Origin of the sequence: Herbaspirillum sp. B65 (assembly GCF_000333555.1) — a bacterium.
Lineage (GTDB): Bacteria > Pseudomonadota > Gammaproteobacteria > Burkholderiales > Burkholderiaceae_D > Herbaspirillum > Herbaspirillum rubrisubalbicans.
Genome location: NZ_BADI01000809.1, coordinates 1 through 1626 on the forward strand (window position 1 = coordinate 1; position 1626 = coordinate 1626).

Sequence of the window (1626 nt, forward strand, 5' to 3'; positions counted from 1 at the left end):
GAGATTTTGCGACATATCGGAAGTGGCAGATGTGATGCTGTTGGCAATGGAAACCCGGATTTTGGCCGAAAAACGCGGTAAAAGCGGGTTTGTTGCCACAAGCGGCGCATTTTTTTGCGCACAGATCGCGAATGGCGCGCTAAGGCTTTGACTGGTAAGGAAATTTTCTGTTATGATCGCAGGTTTTCCGGATTCTGCTTTGGCTATGAATGCATTTGTTATCGACGCGTTCGAATTCTGCAGGCTGAAACAGCAGGCGCAGGGTGAGATTCCGGTTGCTGAATTAGGTCGTCTGGCGCAAGAGACGGTTGACCGTTCCGGCACGATTCACTGGGCTCTGTCCGGCGATATCGACAAGCTGGGACATGCTCAACTCAGTCTGGCAGTGTCGGGTGCAGTTAATCTGATCTGTCAGCGTTGCCTGACGGCATTGAATTTCGAGATTGATTCGAAGTCGCTGCTGGTATTGGCAAAAGATGAGGCGCAAGCCGACACCATCGAAGAACTGCTGGACGATGACGAGATCGATGTCATCGTCGGATCAGCCGCCTTCGATGTGAACTACCTGATCGAAGACGAAGCGTTGCTGGCCCTGCCGGTGGCGCCCAAGCATGAAGTCTGTCCTGACGGTAGTGTGGCGGACCAGGCCAAAGGTGCTGAACGGGCTTCCCCGTTTGAGGTACTGAAGAAGTTGAAGCAGTAACAAGTATTGTTGGGGAATGTCTGGCAGATGCCGGGCAGCGGCACAGCGGGTTTACGGAAAACCGTCATCCGGTGTGTTAAAATTTTCAATCTTAAGTAAGGTTTAGGAGTAATCATGGCCGTTCAACAGAACAAAAAGACCCCGTCCAAGCGCGGTATGCATCGCGCACACGACTTTCTGACTGCACCCCCGCTGGCTGTGGAGCCGACCACTGGTGAGACCCACCTGCGTCACCACATCAGCCCCAACGGTTTCTACCGTGGTCGCAAGGTGTTGAAGACCAAGAACGACGAGTAATCTCATTCATTGAGCTTGCTGTTTTTGGAGAAAAGCGGCGCAATGAGCTTCTGTTTCAGGAGGTTCATTTTGCGCCGCTTTTTTATGTCCGCGACATCCGTCAGCGGGCGTGCCTGCCTGCTTGCGTGAACCTTCATTTGGCATTCTGTACACGTGTGCCATTTTGATCGGTCTCCAATCTGCCTCATAATGTGGGCTGGCCAGGCTCTGAATCAAATCGATGACCATCAAAATTTCAATTGACTGCATGGGTGGCGATCATGGCCCGTCAGTCACTCTTCCGGCCGCGGCCTCCTTCCTCAAGCGCCAACCCGATGCGGAACTGATCCTGGTCGGCCAGGAAGCCTTGCTGCAGCCGCTGCTGAAGAAATACAAACTGGCCGGCGAGCCACGCGTGCGCATCCATCACGCCACCGAAGTGGTGACCATGGAAGACCCGGTGGAAGTCGCCCTGCGCCGCAAGAAGGATTCTTCACTGCGCGTGGCAGTGACCCTGGTCAAGGATGGCCAGGCTCACGCTGCCGTGTCGGCCGGCAATACCGGCGCGCTCATGCCAGTCTCGCGCTATGTGTTGAAGACCCTTGCGGGCGTTGACCGTCCGGCCATCTGCACCATCCTGCCCAAAC

At 54.9% G+C, this 1626-nt stretch carries 3 protein-coding genes and 1 pseudogene; 3 read left to right on the top strand and 1 reads right to left on the bottom strand.

Translation table 11 applies throughout. The features are described 5' to 3' along the window. Positions 1 to 172 precede the first annotated feature (172 nt). A complete protein-coding gene (locus I5W_RS19335) occupies positions 173 to 703 on the top strand; it encodes a YceD family protein (RefSeq protein WP_017450828.1) in 531 nt (176 codons plus the stop codon). A gap of 114 nt (positions 704 to 817) precedes the next feature. Beyond that, positions 818 to 1000 (top strand): 50S ribosomal protein L32, encoded by a 183-nt coding sequence (gene rpmF / locus I5W_RS19340; RefSeq protein WP_006463510.1) that lies wholly within the window; start codon positions 818 to 820, stop codon positions 998 to 1000. A 6-nt stretch (positions 1001 to 1006) separates the two neighbouring features. On the opposite strand, the gene I5W_RS32140 is transcribed toward rpmF, so the two are convergent. Further along, on the bottom strand, positions 1007 to 1249 hold the full coding sequence (locus I5W_RS32140; RefSeq protein ID WP_171426907.1) for a hypothetical protein: 243 nt from the start codon (positions 1247 to 1249) through the stop codon (positions 1007 to 1009). On the opposite strand from I5W_RS32140, the pseudogene I5W_RS19345 reads away from it, so the two are divergent. Further along, positions 1221 to 1626 (top strand): annotated as a pseudogene (locus I5W_RS19345) (phosphate acyltransferase PlsX); the annotation flags it as partial. The gene I5W_RS32140 and the pseudogene I5W_RS19345 sit on opposite strands and share 29 nt — an antisense overlap.

Excerpts from the sequence above, each read along its gene's own strand:
- I5W_RS19335 (WP_017450828.1), top strand. The coding sequence starts at position 173 with ATGATCGCAGGTTTTCCGGATTCTGCTTTGGCTATGAATGCATTTGTT.
- rpmF (WP_006463510.1), top strand. The coding sequence starts at position 818 with ATGGCCGTTCAACAGAACAAAAAGACCCCGTCCAAGCGCGGTATGCAT.
- I5W_RS32140 (WP_171426907.1), bottom strand. The coding sequence starts at position 1,249 with ATGCAGTCAATTGAAATTTTGATGGTCATCGATTTGATTCAGAGCCTG.